The sequence below is a fragment of the Candidatus Nomurabacteria bacterium genome (genome assembly GCA_020631975.1).
Taxonomy (GTDB): domain Bacteria; phylum Patescibacteriota; class Saccharimonadia; order Saccharimonadales; family CAIOMD01; genus JACKGO01.
The window spans coordinates 19,190-42,201 of the sequence record JACKGO010000003.1; the positions used below are offsets into that span (position 1 = coordinate 19,190).

The 23,012-nt window shown below is 40.9% G+C and carries 26 protein-coding genes, 1 tRNA gene and 3 pseudogenes; 6 read left to right on the forward strand and 24 right to left on the reverse strand.

Features of this window, described 5'->3' with window-relative positions; translation table 11 throughout:
* Positions 1 to 17: 17 nt before the first annotated feature.
* Complete coding sequence (locus tag H6795_02905) at positions 18 to 893, reverse strand: LysR family transcriptional regulator (protein ID MCB9817460.1); 876 nt, start codon at positions 891 to 893, stop codon at positions 18 to 20.
* A gap of 102 nt (positions 894 to 995) precedes the next feature.
* On the opposite strand from H6795_02905, the gene H6795_02910 reads away from it, so the two are divergent.
* Both H6795_02910 and H6795_02915 read left to right on the forward strand, forming a co-directional pair.
* Entirely contained in the window at positions 996 to 2,111 is a 1,116-nt protein-coding gene (locus H6795_02910) for an inositol-3-phosphate synthase (GenBank protein MCB9817461.1), read from the forward strand.
* A 72-nt stretch (positions 2,112 to 2,183) separates the two neighbouring features.
* Positions 2,184 to 3,515 (forward strand): cytochrome ubiquinol oxidase subunit I, encoded by a 1,332-nt coding sequence (locus H6795_02915; GenBank protein ID MCB9817462.1) that lies wholly within the window; start codon positions 2,184 to 2,186, stop codon positions 3,513 to 3,515.
* Between the two features lie 507 nt (positions 3,516 to 4,022).
* Here the strand turns inward: H6795_02915 and H6795_02920 are convergent.
* The gene (locus H6795_02920; GenBank protein MCB9817463.1) at positions 4,023 to 4,436 is read right to left on the reverse strand and encodes a transcriptional repressor; all 414 of its coding nucleotides are present in this window, start codon (positions 4,434 to 4,436) and stop codon (positions 4,023 to 4,025) included.
* 96 nt (positions 4,437 to 4,532) lie between these two features.
* Between H6795_02920 and H6795_02925 the strand changes: the two genes are divergently transcribed.
* Positions 4,533 to 5,378 (forward strand): ZIP family metal transporter, encoded by an 846-nt coding sequence (locus H6795_02925; protein ID MCB9817464.1) that lies wholly within the window; start codon positions 4,533 to 4,535, stop codon positions 5,376 to 5,378.
* Positions 5,379 to 5,392: 14 nt separating this feature from the next.
* Here the strand turns inward: H6795_02925 and H6795_02930 are convergent, their stop codons facing one another.
* The 3 genes from H6795_02930 to H6795_02940 are packed head-to-tail and all read right to left on the reverse strand — an operon-like array spanning position 5,393 to position 7,460.
* On the reverse strand, positions 5,393 to 5,866 hold the full coding sequence (locus H6795_02930; protein ID MCB9817465.1) for a DsrE/DsrF/DrsH-like family protein: 474 nt from the start codon (positions 5,864 to 5,866) through the stop codon (positions 5,393 to 5,395).
* Positions 5,867 to 5,903: 37 nt separating this feature from the next.
* Positions 5,904 to 6,212 (reverse strand): TusE/DsrC/DsvC family sulfur relay protein, encoded by a 309-nt coding sequence (locus tag H6795_02935; GenBank protein MCB9817466.1) that lies wholly within the window; start codon positions 6,210 to 6,212, stop codon positions 5,904 to 5,906.
* Positions 6,213 to 6,224: 12 nt separating this feature from the next.
* Positions 6,225 to 7,460, reverse strand: coding sequence for an NAD(P)/FAD-dependent oxidoreductase (locus tag H6795_02940; protein MCB9817467.1), 1,236 nt, complete (start codon positions 7,458 to 7,460; stop codon positions 6,225 to 6,227).
* Between the two features lie 106 nt (positions 7,461 to 7,566).
* Between H6795_02940 and H6795_02945 the strand changes: the two genes are divergently transcribed.
* Positions 7,567 to 8,412: a serine hydrolase gene (locus H6795_02945; protein ID MCB9817468.1), complete on the forward strand. Its 846-nt coding sequence runs from the start codon at positions 7,567 to 7,569 to the stop codon at positions 8,410 to 8,412.
* Here the strand turns inward: H6795_02945 and H6795_02950 are convergent.
* The 9 genes from H6795_02950 to H6795_02990 form a co-directional block, all read right to left on the reverse strand.
* Positions 8,381 to 8,653: a S26 family signal peptidase gene (locus H6795_02950; protein MCB9817469.1), complete on the reverse strand. Its 273-nt coding sequence runs from the start codon at positions 8,651 to 8,653 to the stop codon at positions 8,381 to 8,383. The two genes, H6795_02945 and H6795_02950, sit on opposite strands and share 32 nt — an antisense overlap.
* A gap of 34 nt (positions 8,654 to 8,687) precedes the next feature.
* Positions 8,688 to 9,092, reverse strand: a complete 405-nt coding sequence (gene sodN / locus H6795_02955; GenBank protein MCB9817470.1) for a superoxide dismutase, Ni — start codon at positions 9,090 to 9,092, stop codon at positions 8,688 to 8,690.
* Between the two features lie 33 nt (positions 9,093 to 9,125).
* On the reverse strand, positions 9,126 to 9,791 hold the full coding sequence (trmD, locus tag H6795_02960; protein MCB9817471.1) for a tRNA (guanosine(37)-N1)-methyltransferase TrmD: 666 nt from the start codon (positions 9,789 to 9,791) through the stop codon (positions 9,126 to 9,128).
* A 197-nt stretch (positions 9,792 to 9,988) separates the two neighbouring features.
* Complete coding sequence (locus H6795_02965) at positions 9,989 to 10,363, reverse strand: KH domain-containing protein (GenBank protein ID MCB9817472.1); 375 nt, start codon at positions 10,361 to 10,363, stop codon at positions 9,989 to 9,991.
* Positions 10,364 to 10,466: 103 nt separating this feature from the next.
* A complete protein-coding gene (gene rpsP / locus H6795_02970) occupies positions 10,467 to 10,856 on the reverse strand; it encodes a 30S ribosomal protein S16 (protein ID MCB9817473.1) in 390 nt (129 codons plus the stop codon).
* Between the two features lie 87 nt (positions 10,857 to 10,943).
* Positions 10,944 to 11,663 carry a ribonuclease III gene (gene rnc, locus H6795_02975; protein MCB9817474.1) on the reverse strand — a complete coding sequence of 240 codons (720 nt, stop codon included), beginning with the start codon at positions 11,661 to 11,663 and terminating at the stop codon, positions 10,944 to 10,946.
* Positions 11,650 to 12,153: an NUDIX domain-containing protein gene (locus H6795_02980; protein ID MCB9817475.1), complete on the reverse strand. Its 504-nt coding sequence runs from the start codon at positions 12,151 to 12,153 to the stop codon at positions 11,650 to 11,652. The genes rnc and H6795_02980 overlap by 14 nt, the downstream gene beginning before the upstream one ends.
* A gap of 5 nt (positions 12,154 to 12,158) precedes the next feature.
* Positions 12,159 to 12,623 (reverse strand): transcription antitermination factor NusB, encoded by a 465-nt coding sequence (gene nusB / locus H6795_02985; GenBank protein ID MCB9817476.1) that lies wholly within the window; start codon positions 12,621 to 12,623, stop codon positions 12,159 to 12,161.
* A gap of 38 nt (positions 12,624 to 12,661) precedes the next feature.
* Positions 12,662 to 12,811 carry a hypothetical protein gene (locus H6795_02990; protein MCB9817477.1) on the reverse strand — a complete coding sequence of 50 codons (150 nt, stop codon included), beginning with the start codon at positions 12,809 to 12,811 and terminating at the stop codon, positions 12,662 to 12,664.
* 132 nt (positions 12,812 to 12,943) lie between these two features.
* On the opposite strand from H6795_02990, the gene H6795_02995 reads away from it, so the two are divergent.
* Positions 12,944 to 13,300, forward strand: a complete 357-nt coding sequence (locus tag H6795_02995; GenBank protein MCB9817478.1) for a hypothetical protein — start codon at positions 12,944 to 12,946, stop codon at positions 13,298 to 13,300.
* 137 nt (positions 13,301 to 13,437) lie between these two features.
* On the opposite strand, the gene H6795_03000 is transcribed toward H6795_02995, so the two are convergent.
* The 7 genes and pseudogenes from H6795_03000 to H6795_03030 form a co-directional block, all read right to left on the reverse strand.
* Positions 13,438 to 14,805 carry a class I tRNA ligase family protein gene (locus H6795_03000; GenBank protein MCB9817479.1) on the reverse strand — a complete coding sequence of 456 codons (1,368 nt, stop codon included), beginning with the start codon at positions 14,803 to 14,805 and terminating at the stop codon, positions 13,438 to 13,440.
* Between the two features lie 39 nt (positions 14,806 to 14,844).
* Positions 14,845 to 15,258 (reverse strand): annotated as a pseudogene (locus tag H6795_03005) (NUDIX hydrolase).
* Positions 15,244 to 15,783 (reverse strand): annotated as a pseudogene (locus tag H6795_03010) (class I tRNA ligase family protein). The pseudogenes H6795_03005 and H6795_03010 overlap by 15 nt, the downstream one beginning before the upstream one ends.
* A gap of 354 nt (positions 15,784 to 16,137) precedes the next feature.
* Positions 16,138 to 16,851, reverse strand: a pseudogene (locus H6795_03015) (class I tRNA ligase family protein).
* Between the two features lie 21 nt (positions 16,852 to 16,872).
* Positions 16,873 to 18,159: a UDP-N-acetylmuramoyl-tripeptide--D-alanyl-D-alanine ligase gene (locus H6795_03020; GenBank protein MCB9817480.1), complete on the reverse strand. Its 1,287-nt coding sequence runs from the start codon at positions 18,157 to 18,159 to the stop codon at positions 16,873 to 16,875.
* Between the two features lie 61 nt (positions 18,160 to 18,220).
* Positions 18,221 to 18,769 carry a hypothetical protein gene (locus H6795_03025; protein ID MCB9817481.1) on the reverse strand — a complete coding sequence of 183 codons (549 nt, stop codon included), beginning with the start codon at positions 18,767 to 18,769 and terminating at the stop codon, positions 18,221 to 18,223.
* Between the two features lie 61 nt (positions 18,770 to 18,830).
* Positions 18,831 to 18,907 (reverse strand) — tRNA-Ala (locus tag H6795_03030).
* A 53-nt stretch (positions 18,908 to 18,960) separates the two neighbouring features.
* Between H6795_03030 and H6795_03035 the strand changes: the two genes are divergently transcribed.
* On the forward strand, positions 18,961 to 19,260 hold the full coding sequence (locus tag H6795_03035) for a hypothetical protein (GenBank protein MCB9817482.1): 300 nt from the start codon (positions 18,961 to 18,963) through the stop codon (positions 19,258 to 19,260).
* Positions 19,261 to 19,266: 6 nt separating this feature from the next.
* Here H6795_03035 and ligA read toward each other — a convergent pair whose 3' ends face one another.
* Genes ligA through htpX form a run of 3 tightly spaced genes read right to left on the reverse strand, consistent with a single transcriptional unit; the run spans position 19,267 to position 23,004 of the window.
* Complete coding sequence (gene ligA, locus H6795_03040) at positions 19,267 to 21,279, reverse strand: NAD-dependent DNA ligase LigA (protein MCB9817483.1); 2,013 nt, start codon at positions 21,277 to 21,279, stop codon at positions 19,267 to 19,269.
* Positions 21,248 to 22,126: a hypothetical protein gene (locus H6795_03045; protein ID MCB9817484.1), complete on the reverse strand. Its 879-nt coding sequence runs from the start codon at positions 22,124 to 22,126 to the stop codon at positions 21,248 to 21,250. The genes ligA and H6795_03045 overlap by 32 nt, the downstream gene beginning before the upstream one ends.
* Positions 22,123 to 23,004 (reverse strand): zinc metalloprotease HtpX, encoded by an 882-nt coding sequence (gene htpX, locus H6795_03050; GenBank protein ID MCB9817485.1) that lies wholly within the window; start codon positions 23,002 to 23,004, stop codon positions 22,123 to 22,125. Before htpX ends, H6795_03045 begins: the two co-directional genes overlap by 4 nt.
* Between the last annotated feature and the right edge of the window lie 8 nt (positions 23,005 to 23,012).

Sequence of the window (23,012 nt, forward strand, 5' to 3'; positions counted from 1 at the left end):
GTTAGCTAGGCAAGACTTTAGCGTGCGTGCATAGACGTACTCTTGTAGATGTTACTTGCAAGCAAATCATCTATTTGGCGAGTAAGTTGTATAATTACAGGCGCGTTCTGTTCTTTTTTAGTCACTGCCCAGATAGGCCGATATAACGGTTTTGTCGCAACAATGTCTAACGTGCCGTTGTCTATAGACTCACTTACGAGGTGGCGTGGCAAAAGAGCTGTCCCCTTGCCGGCCACCGCCATTTCTTTTAGTAGTTCCATACTCGTAGAATAGAACACTGGTGTCACCCGTAAACCTTCTTTTTTAAATAATTTTACAAAATGTCTATAGCTCGTAGAGTCTTGGTTGATTGCCAACCAGTCATCAATAGAGGTTACTGCTTTATTTGGCGCCATATATGGTGCACAAACAAAAACAAATTCTTCATTATGTAGCTTATGTGTCGTTACTGAATTACCTATGGTAGTTGGCTGACCAGTTATTACTCCAATGTCTATTTTACTCGCTAATACGTCGTTAACAATTCGGCGTGAATTGTCTACCATTACTTCAAAGTTATTTTTTAGCAATGCATCGGTAGAGTTATATAAAAGATGTGCAATGCTATCTATAATGCCTACATTGTACTGACTTTTATCTTGCGCATTAGTAAGCGTAGCTTCCATTTTTTCTATTTCTACAGCAATTTTTTTTGCTGAGCGTGCTACTACTTCACCATCTGGAGTTAAAGTAATTGTATGTTTATTTCTTACACATAGCTTGGTGCCAAAAGCACGCTCTAAAGAAGCTACCGCAAGCGTTATAGCTGGTTGGGTAACTTTAAGTTTTTTTGCAGCTGCAGAAAAACTACCTGTATCTGCTACCGCTAAATACTTTTTAAACCTATGGTCCATTAATCTCTATTATACAGTATTAGGTTTTCTTATTTTTATTATTAGTTTGTTTTATATGAATTAGTGAATTATTATGTATATATCGTAACAATTGGGGGGTGTATGTCTAAAATTAAAATTGCAGTCGTTGGAGCAGGTAACTGTTTTTCATCGCTATATCAGGGTCTTGAATATTACAAAGACCATGATGATAGTTCTATTCCTGGCATTATGTGGGCAACTATTGGGGGATATCATCCTAGAGACATAGAAGTGGTGGCTGTATACGATGTAGATAAAAGAAAAGTAGGTAAACCTACTGGTGCGGCTATCTTTGCAAAACCAAATTGCGCACGGGTATTCCAACCTAATGTACCAAGTGGGCCGATGGTAGAAATGGGTACCGTATTAGATGGTGTGTCAGAGCACATGCTCACGCAACCAGAAGATCAAGGTTTTCGCTTATCTAAAGAAAAGCCAGTTGATATTGTAGCTTCACTTAAAAAATCCAAGGCAGATATACTGGTTAATTATTTACCTGTAGGATCACAGGCTGCAACTGAATTTTATGCGCAAGCTGCAATAGATGCACAGGTTGCCTTTTTAAACTGCATTCCTGTGTTTATTGCCAGTGACCCAACATGGGAGCAAAAATTTATTGACGCTGGGTTACCTATAATAGGCGATGACATGCGCTCACAACTTGGTGCAAGTGTGTTAAGCCAAGTTCTCCAAGAACTGGCGTTCGATAGAGGTCTTATTGTAGATTTTCACCAACAACTGAATATTGGTGGCAACACCGACTTTAATAATATGATGGTGCAATCCCGCCTTGCCAGTAAGAAAAAAAGTAAAGAAAACGTTATTAGAGCCCAAAACGATTTACGCAATATACCCGTAGCAGAGCACAGTTTATTTGCAGGTCCTAGCACTTATTTACCGTATCTAGAAGATAACAAGGTTGCTTATTTTAATTTGCGTTTACGCGGTTTTGGAGATGCACCAGTCACTATAGATGTAAAACTTTCCGTTCAAGATAGCGAAAACAGTGCTGGTGTTGTAATAGACGCTATACGGTATTTAAAAGTCGCTCGTGAATTAGGTGTTGTCGGTGCTTTGCGTGGGCCGAGTGCTTGGACACAAAAAACACCACCACAACAAATGATGTACGCCGATGCTAAGAATGAGTGCGAAGCTCTCGCTCATCGCAAACTCACTAATTCTGTTAAACGTAAATAAGTAACAGGTAAATAAGCATTAGCAATATGCTAATTTTGTCGTTATAATTGGGTACAGTAAGTATATAAAAAAATGGAACAAGAAAGCCTTAATGCAGCACGAGTACTGATGGGTGATAGCCTTGGCTTTCACATAGTGTTTGTGATGTTTGGTATCGGTTTGCCTGTTGTTTTTTCTCTACTAGAATTCATTGGTATTAAATATAAAAAACCTCGGCTAATAGATGCGGCTAAGTTTATATCCTACATAGCCACTGTGCTTGTTATTACTGGTGTAGTATCTGGAACATTAATTGCTATTCAGATGTCACTCATGTGGCCTAAACTACCAGAGTTTGGTAGCGCCATTATTGGGCTACCGTTTATGTTTGAAGGTTATGCGTTTGTGCTAGAAGCCTTATTCTTAGGTTATTACATGTATACATGGGATAAGATTAAGGGGTACCGACATTGGCTGCTTAGTCTTCCTATAATACTTGGCGCATTTTTATCTGCGTTTTTTATTACCAGCGTAAACTCATGGATGAACAAGCCAGGGGGATTTGATATTGTAGATGGCAAAATAGTCAATGCTGACGTATGGGCTGGAATTTTAACACCAACAACATTCTTTATGGTGAGCCATTCGGTGCTAGGATATTATTTAGCTATATTTTTAGCTGTCATTGCAGGCTACGCATGGTACATAATGCGCCACAAACCCAAAGGGGCTAGTAAAAAAACTGCAGAATATATTATAAGTAGATTTGCTCTGATTAGCTTTGCAGTCGTACTGAGTATTGGCGCCATAGGACACTTTCAAACACAATACCTCGCTACGTCCCAACCCAGAAAACTCGCTGCCATAGAATTAGTGCCGCAAACAACTACAAACGCACCGTATATTATTGGTGGAGAACTGAGCGCCGATGGTCAAAGTGTCGAAGGTGGGTTACGTATACCAAATGGCCTCAGTATTCTAGCTGGCAACAGCCCTAACACAGAAATTAAGGGATTAAATGAATTTCCTAAAGAAGATTGGCCAAATTTAATTGTTAATACGTTTTTTGAAATAAAGATGGCCTTAGTAGGTTTTCTTATTGCTGTACCGCTATTATTTTTAATGCTGTACCGCTTCCGCAGAAACAAGGCTTTTTCAAAACCACTCCTCATTGGATTTATTATAACCGCCCCTATAGCATTTGTTGTTGTAGAACTCGGCTGGATGGTCACCGAATTTGGCAGGCAACCTTACGTTGTCAATGGCTACCTAAGAACGTCCGAAGCATTCGTCAATAATCCTGGCGTCATTCAGTGGGGTTACATTTTCCCTATATTATTTGTACTGCTCCTGGTAGTTACCGTGCTTGCTGTACGACAGGTTATCAAAAAATATAGTTATTTAGTGACTGGTGATAAAAAGTGATAGCCTACGCGTTTGTATTATTACCAATTCTAGCGTATCTTCCCTTTTTCTTTATTGAATCATGGGCGGCGTTTCAAAGAATCGGCAAAAAAAACCCAACCAGCAACGAGTATCTACATATAACATGGGAAATGACGCACACCTTATTGATACTTGGTGTTAATTATTTTATATGGCTTTACGCAAGCATTGTCGTACAGGTAGGCCAAGCCGTGTACTGGGGTTTAATCATTGCTGGAGCTCTGTTTATAATAAGAGCCGTCCTGTATCTGTATATTTTCTATTCCCGACCTTCGAGCCCTCGTTTACACAATGGACTCGCTGACTGGTTGTTTGCAATTAGTCACGTACTCATTATTGGTTGTTTGTTATACGTGGTCATACGGGCAGGCATTGTGCTTGCAACAAACGATTATACTGTTAACACTCAGTTTCTACCCTGGATGTATCCGGGCTTAATAGTTATGTTCATTATTTGCGCAATACCACTTGTGCGTATGTATAAAATTACTCGCTAACGCACGCTTGGCATATACCATATGCTTCAAAATGATGTCGCGTTGGTTGCATGCCAGCTTGTATGGTTACTCTGTGCATTAAATTCTCTATGTCTCTGCTATGTACAATCATACTTTTATGACATACCTCGCATGTAACGTGGTGGTGATGTGGTTTAAATACATCACTCAATTCGTACGTGTATGTAAAACCAATCGGTACTTGCTGTATAACACCAGCTTGCATCAGCGAATGGATTGTTCTGTATATTGTGGCATAATGAATGGTATTATTTTCTGCCACGAGTTCCTGTATAGTGACTGGTCTTTCAGCCATGAGAAAGTATTCAAATATCCGTGTTCTGGGTTTCGTGATACTCATACCGTGTGCTTTTAGACGCTCTTTAAGTAATGTCGTTTGCATATTTATATATTATTGCAAATAATTTGCAATTTTAATATAAAGACTTGTATATTTTAACTAGCACAATAGTAAAATCGTAAAGAAAGAAGTCAATAAATGTCCACGTTATGGCAAGTATTCATTTTTAGTTTGATTGGCGGCATTGTAAGCCTCATTGGAGGAATATTGCTCCTTGCTAACAAAAATAATGCCCATCGTTTAGCTTTGTATGCAACACCGTTTGCTGCAGGTGCCCTTTTAGCGGCAGCTTTCATAGATCTGCTACCAGAAGCCGCACACCAAGGCAATGTAGACACCGCCTTATACGCGACGCTTGGGGGTATTCTCGTCTTTTTTATGTTAGAGAGATTCTTACGCTGGTTTCATCATCATCATGAACATGAACACGCGCAAAACTCTAGCAAATCTGACCCAAGAGTACCGCTTATTATTGTTGGTGACACGGTACACAACTTTATAGATGGCATCGCGATTGCAGCCGGCTTTTTAGTAGACCCAGCAACTGGTATTATTGTTACGCTTGCTGTTGCTGCGCACGAAATTCCACAAGAAATTGGAGATTTTGGCTTGCTGTTGAGCAAGGGCGTGGCCCGTAAAAATGTCATTGTTATTAATGTTTTAAGTGCATTAGCGACGACAGTTGCCGCCGTCGTGTTCTTTACTATTGGGCAGTCACACACAATACCTATGGATGTCGTACTTGGGATTGTGGCCGGATTCTTCATTTACGTTGCGGTCAGTGATATTATTCCAAGCATTCATAAAAGTGAAGACAAAGTAATTGCTGGCCCCCAAACGCTATTACTCCTTATAGGAGTGTTTATTGTTGGTAGTATTACGAGCGTACTCCACCAATACATCGACAGTGGGCACGATACCCATAACGAATCTGAGACGCATCTTTTAGAAGAGTCTGTGGATTATCATCAAGAAGACAATTAAAGCATACGATATACTTAGATAAATATTATCTGAGAACCGGGTTCGTAACGGTTATAAAACTGCCCAACAGATAGTACATCGTCAACACCTTCCCATAGGTCTTCTTTGCCCAAGTGGAACATTTCCATAGCGAGCTTACAGCCAAAAATATGTCCATCGGCTGCCTTAATAATTTCTAAGAACTCTGGTACTGGCGGAACATCTAGTTTTTCCATTTCTTTCATCATCATATGTGTTGCAAGATTCTCCATTCCTGGAAACACACCTACTAATTCCGGCATATGCATGCCGGTATTCCCAGCTATCGCTACTTTTAAATGTTCCATTCGTTTTTTCGTAATGGCATCAAGCCCAAAAAACGTAAAGAACATATCAACTTCTATGCCTTCTGAACGAGCCCCATTGGCCATAATTAACCCGGCATATACACCATCAATGCCAGATTTTGAAACGACTATCATCATTTTTTTTAGGTGCTGTGCGCCCATTTGTGGTTGTTGCACTGTTTCTTCCATGTGTATTCTCCTATAAACAGCTTGTTGGTTTTTTTAATCCGGCAATTTTGGAAGCATTCTTAAGTGGCCCCCCCGGAAATAATTGGTAAAATTGTTTAATATCTACAATGCCAGACTTGCCTACTTTACGAATATTAACTTCTTGTCCTTGGTAGTGTTGTTCGCGTAGCCAATTGAGCACGTCCCAGTGTTTTTGTGTAAGTTCAATATGTAGTTCGCTGGCCAGCGCTTGAGCGATATCACCATTCCACTGATCTGGATTGGTCATATAGCCTTCTATATCTACGTCTATGTGTTGCCCTGCAATTTCTTTTTGCATATATACCCCCTTTTACACTACTTTTTTACCTTTTAGGCTCATTTTATTTGGTATAAATGGAATTGGCCTACCCGGAAGGAGCAAATACCAATATATATACCGGAATGCTAATTTGCCAAGATGATTGATTCTACTCGGTCGTAAGAGTTTCATAGGCCCAATGCCAGCAAATGGAAAGGTACCTTCATATGGCTGAGTATCGTAATTAAAGTCTAGCAATAACGATTTACCGCCGCCTGTTTCTACAAAGCAGTTTGAGTGCCCGTCAAAAAAGCCTGTCAATGGCTGGTTATAGAGATAGGCGAGCACATTTTCTTGTACAACGTGCGCCTCAAAGTGTGCGACTGATCCGGCTTTAGAAGTGGCGACGTTCGTAGAGTCACCTATCGCAAAAATATCTGTGTATTTACTGGATTGTAAGGTATGTGGGTCAACCTCAACAAACCCTAAATCATCGGTAAAGTCTTGTTTCTGGAGTAGCTTCGTACCTACGTTCGTAGGGATCGTCACCAACATGTCATAGTCAAACGAACGACCATCATAGCAATACACTGTTTTATTTGGTCCGTCTACTTTTTCTGTGTAAAAATCGGTAACAACTTGTATGTTTTTTTCTGTAAGTAAATGGCCCAACTTTTCGGATGCGACAGGCTTAGTAAATGCTCCAGAGAGTGGTGTGACAAATAGTAACTCTACTTGTTCCCTGACGCCTTTCTTTTTAAAGTAATCATCTGCTAAGAATACGAATTCTAGTGGAGCAACAGGGCATTTTATTGGCATTTCTGTTATCTGCACTACAAGCCGCCCACCCTCAAAGGCTTGTAATGCACCTCGGACTGCTTCGGCTCCGTCTGGAGTGTAAAAATCAAATATACTTATATGCCACTGTTCATTCATTAATCCATCAGTCAGGAGTGGGTCTATTTGTGTACCCGTAGCAATAATTAAAACGTCATAAGAAATTTCTGTACCGTCTTCTGTTACAATCGTTTTCTTGCTTGGTGCAATATCTGTAACGTGCTGCTGAAGCAAGTAAACATGTTCATGTAACAGCGTACTTGTTCTTTTGTGTATTTCATCAAAAGAGTGGCGATTAAAAGGATACAGCAAGAAACCAGGCTGATAATAATGAAATTCTGCAGGATCTACTACCGTCACCATAACATCAGATGTTTTGGCAAACTTATTAGCGAGCATAACACCCGCTGTTCCAGCACCTATTATGACTATATGTTTTTTATCGTTCATTTTTATATATAATGGTTATACTTAATATAATACGCTGTTTTCTTAATATGGCAATCTAACCACTCAGGTTCTCTTCAACTTTGTACGGTATAATAGTCAGAGGTATATGAAATTTGTAAAAATCATTCTGTTAGCTACACTGTTGTTTATCTTTGTTTGGGGAGTATATTACATTATGGCCCGGCAAGGGGATGGGATTAAAGGCGCCCAACAAGACAATGGAGAAATTCAACAAGAGCCTACACCACCACCTTCTTTTGATAACGAAGCGTTGCAGGCGAAACTACAGGAAGTTTTAGATCAGTATCCCACACTAGAGACAGCAGTAGCGGTTCAGTCTGCCACTGATAATCAAACTGTTGCTATAGATGCTGTTGCAGCTTACACAGCAGCAAGTACAACAAAAGTAATCGTGGCTACCTATGCACTTAAGCAAATTGAACAAGGCGCTATCAGTTTTACCACCTACATAAGTGGTGAAACGTTAGAAAATCACCTAGAAAAGATGATAGGCAAAAGTGATAATGACTCTTGGAAAAGTCTCCTTGAATATTTTGGCTATAAAAAAATCGGGGCATATGCCAATGAAAACGGAGCACCTAGTTTTGATGCGATTGCAAATACTATCCCACCGCAAGACATGGCCAATTTTCTAAAAAATCTTCAAGCAGGAAGTCTTATTAATCAAGGAAATGTTCAGTATTTAGAAAACTTAATGAAAGAATCATACACTGGGCCGATAGCACTTAGTGATGAACACAGTACAATAATTAGAAAGGCTGGGTGGCTCGGCGATCGTGCGCACCTTGTGGGTGTCATTACATCTGGTGACAAAGCTGTTTCATATGCAATTTACACAAAAACAATAAGTAACTCAGCGTACCCATTTACGTCTGGATCGGCGCTCATAAATGAATTACTTAGTGCGATAACCGATTCTTTACAAATCTAGGAATACGTAACTTGGCCAGATAGATAGCTTTTATGCTGTTCTGTGCAACAGGCCCATATACACGGCTGTCTGTACTGTAGGGAGCATTATCTCCTTGGAGTGTAATGTATTCTTTTTCAATGTTAGTGATGCGTTTTATCACTTCTCGTTTATTAACTTCTGCGACAACAATGTCGCCTATTTTTAGATGACGTGCTTTCTTGCATATTATGTAATCACCTGAGTGCAGACTTGGTTGCATACTGTTCCCAACGACGCGCCTTAGCAACATAGAATTATTTTTTTGAATCAGTAAATAGTGTATCTGCTTCTGTAACGTTATGTAATAGTTGTTCACACGCAGCTTTATCTACCGTTTGTTTAACGATACTTGCTTGTTTGGCGAGGCGCCAAAATACATCATGTAACTGCGGAAACCTGGTAAGATGTTCTGGTTTAAAGTAATCGCTCCATAAAATATATGCTTCATCCTTCACACGTTGGGCGTGTTTTTCTTTAATATCTACCATCCGAACAAAGTTATTCCATTTATCTTGGCTATCTAGTTCACCAAGTGCTTCAATTTTTTCTATCATACGTAGACAAGTCTCTGCCGCGTGGCGCATACTGTCTGTTTCGTATATCCCACACGGTATATCACAATGTGCATACACTGGTTTAATCATTTTTCGTATTATCACACGCATCACCTCCATTTATATATATTAGTATACCTACTTTATGGATGGTTTTGTAAAACGGTCACTTTGGTCTTGGCGCCACTTATCAATTTCTGCATGATGACCACTAAGGAGCACCTTTGGTACGTGTAAGCCATTAAATTCTTCTGGGCGTGTGTACTGCGGATATTCCCTGTTGTTACCTTCGCTAAAACTTTCTATTTCTGCACTTTTTTCACCACCAAGGACACCAGGAATCAGCCGTGTCACACTATCGGCTACAACCATTGCCGCTAACTCTCCACCTGTTAGCACGTAGTGACCTATACAGATCTGTTCATCTACAATTGTCGTAATCCGTTCATCGTAGCCTTCGTAGCGAGCACAAATAATTATTAAGTCTGCCCCGGCACTTGCCAAGCGTTGTGCGTCTGATTGTGTGTAGTCATAGCCACGAGGCGTCATGAGGAGCACTCTTGCAGACGGCGAACTTTTTTTACAATAATTTACTGCTGCGAACAGAGGTTCTATCATTAAAAGCATACCGTCGCCGCCACCATATGGCGTGTCATCTACCATCTTTCGTGGGCCAAGCCCATATTCGCGCAGCGGCACAACTTCAAAGTCAATAAGCTGCTTATCTTGGGCTTTCCAGAGCATACTATTGCCAAGTACACCTGCAAACATATCTGGAAACAAACTAATGATATATATTTTCATCTGTTAATAGTATAGCAAACAGTTTGGTTACTATTGTTAGTGCCATAAAATAAAACCACCCGGTGTTTATACCGGGTGTTTTTATCACATAAAGCTCCCTTTTGCTTAACTTTTTTGAAGCAATCGGCTCGCACTGAGCTTATTTTAGTGTTTTGGGATTTATAGGTTTTAGACAAGTCGTAAACGACTTGATTAAATTATACGTCCAGATCGTCTAAATCTGCAAGTTCTTGGCGTGTTTTGCTTACAACGGAACTGTGGGAACTGCTATCTTCTGAGTCAGTCGTTTCGTCCTTATCATCAGTATTGTCTGATGTAGCGGGTCTTACTCCACCACTTGGATCTACAATTTTTAAGTTATAACGAGCATCATTTTTCGTACCAAGTGCGCGCAGTAAGCTACGAATACTCTGTGCGGTAGACCCACGCTTACCAATCACTCTTCCTAAATCTTCTGGTGCAACTGTTAACTCTAGTAATACTCCCTTTTCATCAATAGTCCTTGTGACTTCTACTGCATCTGGATTACCGACCAGTGATTTTACTATATATTCTACAAATTGTTGATCAATTGACGACATATTCTGACATCCTCCGTATTAATACTGTACTTACTAGTATAGCAAAAAGCTCACCTTTATACATCAATTGTGAGCTCTTAAAATGGTCAACTACTTATGCGTCTGCAGGTGCTGGAGCTTCTTCTGGGAGGTCTTTGGCTACTTCTTCGGCAACTGTCTCTTGCTCGGGTGCGGGTTGGTTGGCGCGTAATTTATCTGCTTTTCGTACTTTGCGATCTTTTACTGTACGCTCTTTTACCCAACTAGGTATAACAACACCTTCTTTTTTGAATATGCTCACAACTCGTTCAGACGGTTGTGCGCCATTATTAAGATATGTCTGTGATAAATCTTTGTCTAGTGTTAATTCTTTGGTGTGTGGGTTGTATGAGCCTAATTTTGCCACTACTTTACCACTGGTAGGGGTACGACGTGAGTCTTGTACAACTACACGGTAGTGGGGCATTTTTTTACGCCCAGTACGCTGCATTCTAATTGCTAACATATGCCTCTTTAAAACGTTTAACGATTAATAATAAGTTCCGAACGTATAGTCTATCTGTTTTTAGCGTTAAAGTCAAGCAGATGACCCCTATGATTTTGGTTCTGGCGTTTTATTGGCATAGCTTGCCAGTGCTAACTCTGCAGCCTGTTGTTGAGCAGCTTGTTTACTGGGGCCAGCACCCTGCCCTTTTAATTGACTATCCACAAATACACCAACCGTAAACAACTTTTCGTGATCTGGGCCTTCTTCTGATAAGACTTTATACTGAGGCGTTGCATTATCTACACTTTGAGCAATCTCTTGTAAACGTGACTTTGGGTCCATCCATGAACCAGTTGCCAGTATTGTTTCAAAGGTGGTCAGCAAGCTGTTACTTATAAATGTGCTGGCGGCATCATAGCCTTGATCAAGATAGATAGCGCCTATTACCGCTTCGTAGCAGTTCGCTAATATTTGCTGCCGAGCACGGTCACTACCGCGTTTTTCACCCCTAGACAGTCGTAAATAATCATTAAAGCCAAGTCGCTCACCAGCTGCACTAATACTTTCTGTCCGCACCAACGCACTACGCCAGTTGGTTAGTATACCTTCTGGCTCAGTGTAATTGCGATATAAATATTCGGTTACTACCAGTTCTAGTACTGCATCACCCAAAAATTCTAAGCGTTCGTTATGTTCTTTTACCGTCTTTTTGTGCTCGTTTAAATACGAACGGTGAGTAAATGCCGTGACCAACAACATGACGTCAGAAAATTTGCCGCCGAGCACCTGGCTAGCGAGTGTTTGATAGTTACTATAATCCTGCATCTCTAATATCCTTTAAGCCCAGTAGTATTAACTTACCAATATCTTCATATTCAATTTTTTCTAGCGCATCGTTCGCATCGAGCCATGCAATACTTTTCATAAAGTCTTCTTTACGGATGTTGTTTGTGTCACCCTTTGCCTGCACTAAATATATGTGAGTAGTCATAAGAATCAGGCTATTTTGGCGGCGATATTGAAAATTTATCTTGCCTAACCAGTTCATCACTTTCATCTCTTGCAGCCCTGTTTCTTCACGTATTTCTCGTTCTGCAGTTTCACGGGCTGTTTCACCTGGTTCTATATGCCCTTTTGGAATCGTCCACCGTTCTTTTGGGTCTTTGTGGAGCAATATTTCTATCTTATTTTTCTTATTTCTACGCCATACAATACCACCAGCCGTAGCCTCTTTGACTACTTCTGTAATACTTGGGCGTTTCCGATGAAAGTATTTTTTAAAACCTTCTATAGGTTTTGGTCTATTGATTGCCATGCATATTACTTTGCTTTCTTGGAGGAAGCTTTTTTGGGTTTTTGGGCCTCTATGGCTCTATAAGAAGTACCAAGTACACCATTTATGAACTTAGATGAATTTTCACCACCAAATGCCTTTGCAAGCTCTACGGCTTCGTTAATGACAACTTTTGGTGGAACATCTTTTTCGTATTTAAGTTCATAAAGTCCCATTCGTAAGATAACACGATCAATCCGCGCTATTTTATCAATGGGCCAATCTGGCGCTAATGGTTGCAGCTCACCATCTAGTTCGGCTTCTTTGTCTTGCACACCTGTTACTAAACTGACGATAAAGTCTTTATCTTCTATCGTTTCGCTATAGCGTGCAATGTTTCTGTCTAGCACAGAAGACATCTCAAATTCTGCATCATTGCAGCTAATACGAAATTCTGCTTCGTATAGTGTCTGCAGTGCTACTATTCTTCCTAGGTGTCTATTTGATGCCATGCTAACTGCTTTCTGGCGTGCTTATAAAGTGCGAGCCGTTACTTATCTGCTTTTTTGCCGCTTTCGCGACGAGTTGTGTAGGCTTTAACAGGTGATTTTGCATTCACTTGTCTTGCTAGTTTAACAACTTCGTGGCTACGGCGTGCCCCAGTTCTGCGAGGGGTGGTGCGCTTTTTTGGCTTACCCAAGGTGCTAACTCCTAAAGTTATCTATAAATTTAATTGATATTCTTGGCTATTATACCAGCACCTTATCTGCTTTACAAGATAAGCTTTATCATATACTTGCTTTTTAATAACGTTTATGCTATTATACTTATCATGAGTAACGCATACCCAAAACATATAAAAAATACACCAAATCAACAACCCTCAGACGAACGTACTGGGAATTTAAAAAAAATCATTGGAGCCGTAGCAATAGGTTTAGTGCTATTCGTTGGCGGTGCTAAATTGGTAGATGCTGCTAGGCCTGACTATGGTTTTAGCAAAAAGACCCATACCGAGGTAGCTCACCCTGGTGATACACCCTGGAGTATTGCTTCAAACATTGAAGGTGCAGATCAAATAGACACTCGTTTAGTAGTAGAATATTTAATTGAGACTAACCCAAATCTTAGCGATGGTTTGCAATTAGGCGAAGCTGTAGAAGTGCCAAATAAAGTTAAAGTTAACTAGTAATTTTAGGGTTTTACATCTTTTGTATATTTGGTAGCTATTATTCACCATTCAGCTAGTATTTGATAATTACAGCAATAGTTCAATAGTATGCTCTTGCTCGCAACACGAGAGATTTATTATATTACAGACGCACCTTAAACGACGAAGTTGATGAGTTTTTTGGGTACGTATATGACCTTTTTGGGGTCACTTTTTATATAGGTGGCAACGTTTTGATGTATACGGGCTTCTTGCTCGATGGCTTCTTTACTAGCACTGTGTTCAACTTCTATTTCGCCCCTTAACTTGCCGTTGACTTGCACCGCTATTTTCATAACATGTTCTACTAAATACCTCTCCTGGTACTCTGGCCACGGAGCAACGTGTACTGATGAATCATTGCCCAATTGGTGCCATAATTCTTCGCTGATATGTGGTGCAAATGGTGCCAGCAATTGCATAAGTGTAGCCAGCGCAAAACCCCAATCTTTGGCTATAAAACCATACTGAGCTTTCATAATGTATAACTCATTAACGTATTCCATTAAGGCGGCAATTGCAGTGTTAAAGCCCATGTTATGCATGTCTATGGTGACTTTTTTTATGGCCTTGTGTGTAGCTGTAAGCAACTCGCCCGATTCGTTCTTTGAATTGGTGCTAGCGGCGAGGTATTCTTGAGTGAGTGTCCACACCCGATTCAAAAAGCGATAACAGCCACCCATACCTTCAACAGACCAGTTTGCTTCTTGGTTCCATGGGCCAATAAATAGTTCCATGATACGAATCGCGTCGGCCCCGTAGCCTTGGTCTATGAGTTCGTCTGGTGCAATTACATTACCCCAGCTTTTACTCATCTTGCGGCCATCTGGCGCCAAAATCATACCATGATTACGTAGCGCCTTAAACGGTTCGTCAAAAGTTATGAGCCCGGCGTCGTACATCACTTTCGTCCACATACGCGCATACAATAGGTGCATAACGGCATGTTCGGCACCACCAATATAATCGTCTACTGGTAACCAAAATTGAGCCTTTTCGGCAGAAAATGGTGCTTCAGAATTATGAGGGTCGGCAAAACGCAAGAAATACCAACTGCTACAAGCAAAACCATCCATGGTGTCTGTTTCACGTTTGGCTGGCTTGCCACAAGTAGGGCACGCTACATTCACCCAATCAGACACGCTTGCAAGTACGCTTGTGCCCTCGCCTGTTGGTTGGTAACTCTTAACGGGCGGTAGTTGTACGGGTAGTTGTTCTAATGGCACTGGTACAGCCCCACAGCTAGCACAGTGAATAATTGGAATAGGTGCACCCCAGTATCGTTGGCGACTAATCAGCCAATCGCGAATTTTATAGTTGGTTACTTCTTTGCCGACGCCCTTTTTTTCTAAATCGGCAACAATACTTTCACGCGCTTCTGAACTGCTTGTACCATTATATGCACCAGAATTGACAAGAATACCTTCACCACAAAAAACTTCAAGCTCGTGACCGTCAATAACTTGTTTGGCACGACGGAGCATTTCTAGCCAATGGTCTACCCCGCCTTTAACTTTTTTTACACCACGAATGATCTGGTCATAGTCGTACCAGCCCAGCTGAAACGTTTCGTGTTTTTCTAAATTTGTTTTGCCTTGGTCTTTTGCGTCAACAAAAAATAAAAACCCTTGGCCGTACGAGCGCTTGTTTACATCCTTGACATCATTAAAGTAATACGAATAGACTGGTTCGCCCAAAGCGACCATTTTTTGATACTTATGAAAACCAGTTTCTTCTGCCAGTTCACGCATGGCTGTGGCTTCAAATGACTCGCCAGATTCTGATCCGCCACCAGGTAGCCATAAACCATCATTCGTGCCTGTTTTAATACCAAGGAACTTCTTTGTATTTTGGTCATACACTACAACCACAGACCCTGTTACGTCTTTACTGTCTGGCAAATATGTACCAAAGTCTTGCGCAACAACGTCAATAATTGGTAGGTCAAACTTTTTAGCAAATTCGTAGTCGCGCTTGTCGTGGGCAGGAACGGCCATAATAGCACCGGTACCATAGCCATATAGCACATAATCAGCAATCCAGATTGGTATTGCTACATTGTTTACCGGATTTATTGCGTAGGCACCGGTAAATACACCAGTTTTTTCACGGTCTGTTTCTTGACGTTCGACATCAGATTTTTTTTGGGTTGCAGCTATGTATGTATCAACTGCTTTGCGCTGATCTTTTGTAGTGATTTTTTGGACAAGTGGATGTTCTGGCGCCAACACCATAAACGTAGCCCCAAACAGTGTGTCTGGCCGAGTAGTAAAAACTTTTATAGATGTTGTGACATACTCAAGCACAACCGGCTCGACAGTACCACACACATGATTGGTGTGTGCATCAAAGTCAATGATTCTTCCACCAATATTATTATAAATATAATCAGCTCTGTCGGCCGGAACAATAGAATCATTATTTGCACGCAGTATAACTATTTCTTCTACGTTTCGTTTAATTTTGTCAAAATTAAACTCCCAATTTGTAGTATTTTCAAATTTTCTCTCTGCATCTAAAAACCCAGGTTGAACAAAGCCTGCTACCAATACCAACCTCTTGATTGGTGTATCTAATTTCTCTAATACCTTAAGTGCTGTTACTGCGCCGTAACTATGCCCTAAAAGCACGGTGCTTGCGCTAAATTCAGTATTATTCAAAACATATTCTGCCTGAACATCGGCATTTGGGTTATCTGTGTTTGGCAAGTCTGGGCTAAATACACTAGCATTAGATTGAGTGAGTTTTTCTGATAGCCAAGGAAAAAAACAATCTTTTGAAGATCCAGTGTAACCATGGAGTAATACGTAGTTTATGGATTCTTGCACGTTAAAAGTAATTTCGGCGCCTTGGCTTTTGCCAATCCAGTTACGTTGCATAGATTTAATAGATTCTGACCAATCCAATGATTCTAAATCATCTACAAGTCTGTCTGCATAATCTGTTATTTTAAAGAACCATTGTTTTAAAGGTTTCTTGGTAACAGCGTTGCCACAGCGCCAACACTTGCCTGATTCTACTTGTTCATTTGCAAGGACGGTTTTGTCGGTTTCGCACCACCACTGTAAACTATCTTTTTGGTAAGCCAAACCCCTGTTAAGTAGTAAAATAAAGAGCCATTGTGTCCACTTGTAGTAGCGAGGATCACTACTGTTGATTTCTCGTGACCAATCGTAGCTAAAACCCATTTGGGTAAGCTGTTGTTTAAATTTTGCAGTGTTTTCAGCTATTGCCCGTTCTGGACTAATATTATTTTTAATAGCATAATTTTCTGCAGGCAGACCAAACGCATCCCAGCCCATTGGGTGCATGACATTAAAGCCTTGCATACGGTAAAAGCGAGCCATTGCATCGCCAATTGTATAGTTACGTACATGCCCAACATGCATCGCAGCACCGCTTGGGTATGGAAAATATTCTAAAACATAGCGCTTTGGTTTTGTGCTATCTTCTGTGGTGGCATATATTTGAGATTTTTCCCATTTTTTTTGCCACTTTGGCTCAATCTCTCTTGGAGTGTACTTATTCATTATCTTGCTCATTATAATCTGTTATTGCATATCCGTAAACTGAGCAACTTTTTTTGCCATCCAAAAGTCTGATTGGCGTACGAGATGTTCAATATCACTCGGGTTGGCGAGCAGCTGCTTTACAGCTTCTTCTGCAAACACCTTGTTTTGCGATCCTTTGACTAAAATAATTGCTCCGCTACTGGCATTTTGTGCTGCCACCTTGCCCGCTTTTACTGGGCTAAGTGTACGAATTACTTTGCAGCCTTGTTGTTCTGCTGCCTCAGCGATATAGGTGTTTGCTTGTTCGCCGAGTGTAACAACAAGGTCTAGCTTGTCTGGGTGGCACAATGCACCTATTTTTTGATGCGCGATTTGCGATACTGCGCCCAATTCGTTCATACTCCCCAGTATTGCAATACGTTGCGGGGCTTTCATCTCGTATAAAGCGTGCAAGGCAGCCTCAGTAGCTAACGGGCTCGAATTATAGCTGTCATCAATAATTATGGTATTTTGTATACCATCTAATAAACGCATTCGGCCTGGTGGTGGCGTTATGGTACTGAGGCCCTTTTGTATTTGTTTGGTACTTAGTCCTAGTATATCTGCAACCGCAGTTGCCGCTGCGAGTGGTTTTACACTATGTTTCGCAGCAACGTTTACATCTGTTTCTACGGCATGTTTAGATGGAATACTAATATGTACTTTAAAGCTGTGGTGAGACGTGCGATGCGCAGAAACTTTATACTGTGCTGGTGCATTAAAACCGTATTTAATGACTTTTTTGCTACTTGGAACAAATAATTGAAGATATTTTTTATCGCAATCGTCGCTACCAACTACGAGGCTAGTGCTAAACTGTGCAACAGACAATTCTTCTTCTGCTACTTTTTCTACTTCCTCGAAAAACTCCATATGCTCTTCGCTTATGGCGCTCACTACGGCAATATCTGGGTTTACAATATTTTTAAAATTTTGAATATCACCAGGTGCATCTGTACCAAGTTCTAGTACAACAACATCGTATGGGAACCTTCCATATATATACTTTTGCCCCTTTAACCAAACTTTTAGCCAGCCAAAAGGATTTGTCAGGGTTGGTAATTGCTGACCAGTAAGCACAAAAGAAAGTGTAAGCGGTACATTATAATTACCATCTTGGTAGCATACTCTGTATTTTTGCTTAAGGACATTGGCAATAGCTAATTTGGTACCGGTTTTACCTACGCTACCTACTACGACAACAATAAGTGGGTTATGAGCTTTTAATATCGCCTTGGCTTGTCTGACAAAAATGCTTGTCAAAATACTCTTGATTATTTTTTTCATATCTCTTTATTACACGACACTACACGATACAAAGTCAACGATATGCATAATAATAGCGCATCTATATATCTCTAGACCATGAAAAATGTACTGACTTATCCAACTGTTCTTCTATATACCCGTCCGCAATATATGCTTGCGGTGCAAGTTCTATCACATACCGCGCAATTTCATATCGTGTACGTAGACCTGGATAACTATTTGAGGTACGCTCTTTATAATATATCTGTGGTCCGCTTATTACACGATAATCTTCCTTACCAATACCAAGTTCTTCCTTTATGCCACGCCAGAGTGCCTGGAGGGCATATTCATTGACTTTCATTTTTTCAGCCATTGATACACTAGCAAGTTCTGTGCGTACACGTTTTACTCCACTGCGCATCACTTGCTTTTCTTCTGCGAGACGATATGTATCACCAGATTTATCAGTGTAGTATATAGATGCCTCGACTACTCGTAATAGTCTTTGTAATACTTCACCATTCTGTACGAACTGCGATTCACCATTACACACTTCCCTCTGTAGTTCATCAACGTCTTTTGCACCATCTTTACCCCAAGATGTGGTGTCTAGACCATGATGTGTAAGTAGTTCGTTTATATGCATGTAATGAAAACGTCTTTCACGGTGTTAGATGTTTCATAATATAGTCTACAAAATGCTGTATTGGTGGAGCATAGGAGATTCGAACTCCTGACCTCCTGCATGCCATGCAGGCGCGCTAGCCAACTGCGCCAATGCCCCAAACACAATGATTATACCCTAGTTTACGGTTTATTTGCTACAATAAAAATACGATGAACGATGAAGATCTGCAAAATTTAATGCAAAATGATTCTAATGAAAATGTGCCAACGGTAGAAGGCAACGATACCGAACCACCCAAAAGTAACCAAAATTATGCATTTATTACACCAACTGAAGCAGGTTTTGTGCCTACTAACCCTAATGAAATAGCTGGGTTACCACGCCCACAACCCGGCATGACATTCACACCAACTGGTGGATCTGTTTCAAGTATCAATCACCAGCTCAACAGACAAAAAGAAGATACAGAGTCGCTAAACAACGAAACTCCCCCTAACCAGCAACAATAGAGCATTTTACTGTACCATTTGTAAGAAGGCTTGTTCGTCTATGATTTTTGTACCAAATTTTTCTGCTTTGGCAAGCTTACTCGACCCAATAGTACCCGCTGCTACGAGGTGTGTGGTATTTTTACCAACGGACGATTGAAACGTCCCGCCGCGTTGCCGTATTTTGTCTGCGGCAGCTTCCCTGCTCATACTACTTAGTGACCCAGTTATTGCAATATACATACCCTGTAATGAACCTTGTGTGGTCGTGGTCACTGATTGTGGGACTACACCATTGTAAGCAAATTTACGTAGTAGTTTACGGTTTTCTTGGTCCGAAAACCAAGAAATGATACTTTCCGCCACAACCTCTCCAACTCCGTCTATGGTTTGCAACTCATCTAATGATGCTGCGGATAAAGCTTCAAGTGTTTTGTAATGATTAACAAGTTCGATAGCTGTCTGGGCACCAACGTGCCGAATTCCTAGACCAAAAATAAACTTCGCAAGCGGTGGATTTTTTTTCTTTGCAATGGCTTCAACTAAGTTGCTAGCACTGAGATCGGCAAACCTATCTAATGTGCTGATTGTTTGTTTTTGTAGGGTATATAGGTCTGCCGCATCGCTAATAAGATGTGCATCAAGCAAGGCTTGCACGTTTTTTTCGCCGAGACCCTCTATATCTAGCGCTGCCTTAGAAGCGTAGTGTTGAATATGTCGCCAGGTCCTTGCTGGACAATTTACATTGATGCAACGCCATACAACTTCGTTGGTTGGTCGTGTTAGTTTTGTATTACATTCGGGGCAATGCACGGGCATCACAAATTCAGTTTCTGTACCATTGCGAAGTTCTTTTATAGGTTGTACAACTTCTGGGATAATGTCACCCGCTTTTTGAATAACAACAGTATCACCAATGCGCACGTCTTTACGCTGTATTTCTGAATCATTATGCATGGTTGCCATCTGGACGGTGCTACCAGCAACCACCACTGGTTCTAAGACAGCTACTGGCGTTGCAGCTCCCGTTCTGCCAATACTAATGAAGATGTCTCTTAGGATGGTTGTAGCAGTCTCTGCTGGGTATTTTAACGCCACTGCACCACGTGGGTTTTTACCAACCACGCCCAACGTTGCATACAGCTGTCTATCGTTTACTTTTATCACTAACCCGTCAGTATTGTACGGCAGTTCATGACGCTTATCTTTCCATGATTCGTAGTACGCCAGTATATCATCGGCACTGTTTAATAGCTTTGCTGTACGACTACTTGAAATAAACCCTAGTTCTGCAAACGTGTTATACACAAACTGATAGGTAGAGATTTGTTCTGGGTCATCGCGCAATATATCATACGGTATAAAATGCAGCTTACGGCTGGCTGCTACCTTAGCATCTAGTTGGCGCATCGTACCTGCTGCTAGATTACGAGGGTTGGCATATACTTTTTCTCCTGCATCTTGAAGCTGTTTGTTAATATGAGCAAAATCAGTTTTATACATAACAATTTCGCCGCGAAGTTCTGTGCGACCATCAGAAAATGGGTGATTATGAGGCAGCGCAAGTGGAACGCTTTTAATTGTCTTAACGTTATTGGTGATATCTTCGCCAACAAACCCGTCACCCCTTGTGATTGCTGTTTTAAGCACCCCATTTTGGTAGATAATAGCGCATGCCAAGCCATCCATTTTGATACTTGCCCAAAAATGGGTAGTGGCTACTTTACTATCAATTTTTGTAATCCTACTTAGCCAATCTTCTAGCTCTTGGGTGCTAAAAATATCACTTAAACCCAACATACGATGTTTGTGCTCTACCTTTTGAAAACCACTCAAGGGTGAGCTGACAATTCGTTGGGTTGGTGATGATGGTTCTATAAGTTCTGGATAGGTAGATTCTAAGTTTTCTAGTTCAGCATGCAATGCGTCGTATATGGCATCGTCTACAGTTGGTTTATCAAGCACATGGTACTCGTACGAATATGTGTTTAGTAGCTCAACGAGTTGTTTAATTCTTTGGCGTGGCTGTGGGCTGTTCATCAATTAAGCTCCGGTATAAATTAAATAAAGCTATGTGTCCGATCCCATATAGGGTAATGATACTTACATATACACTAAGCGGTACAAGACGCTGCCAGACAATAGCCAGTGGAAATACTACGACAAAAAATAAGCTACCAAGCACGACCAATATGGCAAATTGGCGACTAAATATTTTAAAACGACGCCCTTTTGTAAGCATTGCGGCAGCTCGCATAGCACCGATGGGGGTTGTACCTGGCAACATGGCAATATACAGGGCTGGCCACCACACCAATAACCAGTAAAGACTGAGCGCCATGAGTAAAGCCCCGATAGTGTACACAAATGTCGCTTCGAGTAGTGAACCGACAATTGGTAGTGCGTACAGCAGAATTGTAGAGGCAATAGACGCAGGAATAAGTGTTAGTAACAATAGCATCACCACTAGTACTAAAACAACAATATTATTAGGACCTTCGTAGTACGCTTGCCGAATAGTAATCTTTTGTAAGCCACGTAACTTTCTTAAAGCCCAAATCATAGCCATACTCACGATTGCTAGCAACAGTAGTTGCAGCATGGTATTGCTTGGGGCAGAAACATTAATGAGTGAAACACCAACAAGCGTAAAAGAGTCTACAACTCTCCCAGCACTTGTGCCAAGTGTACCTATGATATCTTCTTGCAAAGATTCACTGCTTGGTAACAGCGAAAAACTCGCTACAAACACAAAATTAATAACCGCATAGATAACTAAAATACCACCTAAAAATCGCCAAAAAGAGCTAATATCTAACCATGTCATTTTAGTGAGTTGTTTGTATGAAACTACTTTTTTGGTGTGAGTTTTCTGTTTCTTTTTCATGCTTTTGTGCCCATCTCACGCAATCGGGCTATTCTATCTTCTATTGGTGGATGAGTGCTAAACAAACCCGCTATATTTTTACCTTTTAGCGGGTTTGCAAAAAATAAATGAGCTGTAGATGTACTTTGTTTTTGCATAGCAGAACTGCTGTGCTCGATTTTTTCTAGTGCACTGGCAAGACCCTCTGGATAACGTGTCGTGAGCGCCCCAGTCGCATCAGCTAAATATTCTCTTTTTCTAGAAATAGAAAGCTGGATAATCGTCGCCACTATGGGGGCGATTATAAGGGCTACAATGAGCACGATATACATTATTGGACTGCTATTTCTGTTATCGTTATTAAAGCTACCCCAAAATAAACCACGTAAAATCATGTCGCTAATAATAGAAACTACTGCAACTAAGCCAAATACTACTATTGCGACCCGTATATCGTAGTTTTGAATATGCCCCATTTCATGCGCCATAACTCCTTGAAGCTCACTATCGTCCATAGTATTTAATAGCCCGGTAGTAACAGCGACAGAAGCGTGCCGAGGATCACGCCCAGTGGCAAATGCATTGAGGGCAGGATCGTCCATAATATAGACCTTGGGCATAGGTAAACCGTTAGTAATCGCCAAATTTTCTACTGTACGCCACAATCTTGGGTTGTCTGATTTTTGGATTTCTTGAGCGTTATTTATTGCTAAGGCGGCTTTATCTGAACCAAAATAGCTCCATGCAATATACCCTAGAGCAAATACGAGTGCGTAAATAGTAATAAAATAGTCACCAAAATACCAAGCAGCCCCTGCAGCTACAGCAGCTATCAAGAAAAAAAAGCCGAGTATCAGAAAAATAGTTTTGCGCTTGTTGGCGGCAATTTCGCTATACATATGTGTCG

What these genes read in the sequence shown, in the direction of transcription:
- H6795_02905 (MCB9817460.1), bottom strand. Translation starts at nt 893, where the DNA reads ATGGACCATAGGTTTAAAAAGTATTTAGCGGTAGCAGATACAGGTAGT.
- H6795_02910 (MCB9817461.1), top strand. Translation starts at nt 996, where the DNA reads ATGTCTAAAATTAAAATTGCAGTCGTTGGAGCAGGTAACTGTTTTTCA.
- H6795_02915 (MCB9817462.1), top strand. Translation starts at nt 2,184, where the DNA reads ATGGAACAAGAAAGCCTTAATGCAGCACGAGTACTGATGGGTGATAGC.
- H6795_02920 (MCB9817463.1), bottom strand. Translation starts at nt 4,436, where the DNA reads ATGCAAACGACATTACTTAAAGAGCGTCTAAAAGCACACGGTATGAGT.
- H6795_02925 (MCB9817464.1), top strand. Translation starts at nt 4,533, where the DNA reads ATGTCCACGTTATGGCAAGTATTCATTTTTAGTTTGATTGGCGGCATT.
- H6795_02930 (MCB9817465.1), bottom strand. Translation starts at nt 5,866, where the DNA reads ATGGGCGCACAGCACCTAAAAAAAATGATGATAGTCGTTTCAAAATCT.
- H6795_02935 (MCB9817466.1), bottom strand. Translation starts at nt 6,212, where the DNA reads ATGCAAAAAGAAATTGCAGGGCAACACATAGACGTAGATATAGAAGGC.
- H6795_02940 (MCB9817467.1), bottom strand. Translation starts at nt 7,460, where the DNA reads ATGAACGATAAAAAACATATAGTCATAATAGGTGCTGGAACAGCGGGT.
- H6795_02945 (MCB9817468.1), top strand. Translation starts at nt 7,567, where the DNA reads ATGAAATTTGTAAAAATCATTCTGTTAGCTACACTGTTGTTTATCTTT.
- H6795_02950 (MCB9817469.1), bottom strand. Translation starts at nt 8,653, where the DNA reads ATGCAACCAAGTCTGCACTCAGGTGATTACATAATATGCAAGAAAGCA.
- trmD (MCB9817471.1), bottom strand. Translation starts at nt 9,791, where the DNA reads ATGAAAATATATATCATTAGTTTGTTTCCAGATATGTTTGCAGGTGTA.
- rpsP (MCB9817473.1), bottom strand. Translation starts at nt 10,856, where the DNA reads ATGTTAGCAATTAGAATGCAGCGTACTGGGCGTAAAAAAATGCCCCAC.
- rnc (MCB9817474.1), bottom strand. Translation starts at nt 11,663, where the DNA reads ATGCAGGATTATAGTAACTATCAAACACTCGCTAGCCAGGTGCTCGGC.
- H6795_02980 (MCB9817475.1), bottom strand. Translation starts at nt 12,153, where the DNA reads ATGGCAATCAATAGACCAAAACCTATAGAAGGTTTTAAAAAATACTTT.
- nusB (MCB9817476.1), bottom strand. Translation starts at nt 12,623, where the DNA reads ATGGCATCAAATAGACACCTAGGAAGAATAGTAGCACTGCAGACACTA.
- H6795_02995 (MCB9817478.1), top strand. Translation starts at nt 12,944, where the DNA reads ATGAGTAACGCATACCCAAAACATATAAAAAATACACCAAATCAACAA.
- H6795_03000 (MCB9817479.1), bottom strand. Translation starts at nt 14,805, where the DNA reads ATGCTCCGTCGTGCCAAACAAGTTATTGACGGTCACGAGCTTGAAGTT.
- H6795_03020 (MCB9817480.1), bottom strand. Translation starts at nt 18,159, where the DNA reads ATGAAAAAAATAATCAAGAGTATTTTGACAAGCATTTTTGTCAGACAA.
- H6795_03025 (MCB9817481.1), bottom strand. Translation starts at nt 18,769, where the DNA reads ATGCATATAAACGAACTACTTACACATCATGGTCTAGACACCACATCT.
- H6795_03035 (MCB9817482.1), top strand. Translation starts at nt 18,961, where the DNA reads ATGAACGATGAAGATCTGCAAAATTTAATGCAAAATGATTCTAATGAA.
- ligA (MCB9817483.1), bottom strand. Translation starts at nt 21,279, where the DNA reads ATGAACAGCCCACAGCCACGCCAAAGAATTAAACAACTCGTTGAGCTA.
- H6795_03045 (MCB9817484.1), bottom strand. Translation starts at nt 22,126, where the DNA reads ATGAAAAAGAAACAGAAAACTCACACCAAAAAAGTAGTTTCATACAAA.
- htpX (MCB9817485.1), bottom strand. Translation starts at nt 23,004, where the DNA reads ATGTATAGCGAAATTGCCGCCAACAAGCGCAAAACTATTTTTCTGATA.